The organism is Arcobacter caeni, from assembly GCF_003063245.1.
Lineage (GTDB): Bacteria > Campylobacterota > Campylobacteria > Campylobacterales > Arcobacteraceae > Aliarcobacter > Aliarcobacter caeni.
The window spans coordinates 1-590 of sequence record NZ_MUXE01000052.1 but is presented as its reverse complement, the minus strand read 5'-3'; the positions used below and the strand labels follow the sequence as shown (position 1 = coordinate 590).

1 rRNA gene is annotated in these 590 nt (G+C 45.1%); it reads right to left on the bottom strand.

The annotated features are described in order from the left end of the window. Positions 1 to 527, bottom strand: a 23S ribosomal RNA gene (locus tag B0174_RS12330); the annotation flags it as partial. Between the last annotated feature and the right edge of the window lie 63 nt (positions 528 to 590).

The following is a 590-nucleotide window of genomic DNA, read 5'->3' as shown; positions in this document are numbered from 1 at the left end:
GCTCTATTGGTATCCTGAGTAGGACGGAACACGTGATATTTTGTCTGAATCCGGGGGGACCACCCTCCAACGTAGTATTTAGGGTTGGAGGGTGGTCCCCCCGGATTCAGACAAAATATCACGTGTTCCGTCCTACTCAGGATACCAATAGAGCTATCGAAAATTTCGTATACAGGAGTATCACCTTCTATGCTGTAGCTTTCCAACTACTTCTACTATCTTCTTTAGTCTCATGTTATGGTCCTACAACCCCCTATGCAAGCATAGGGTTTGCCCTAATCCGCGTTCGCTCGCCGCTACTAACGGAATCTCTGTTGATTTCTCTTCCTGTGGTTACTGAGATGTTTCACTTCACCACGTTCGCCTCCCCTAAGGGATAACATATATCGCTATATGCTGGGTTGTCCCATTCGGAAATCTCTGGATCAATGCCTCTTGGCGGCTCCCCAAAGCTTATCGCAGCCTAGTACGTCCTTCATCGCCTCTTACAGTCTAGGCATCCACCATTAGCCCTTAATAGCTTATTTTATTTGAGAATAAAGTAATTTCTTACTTTAACCTTTTTGAATAATTATTCCTGGGCTCCTATC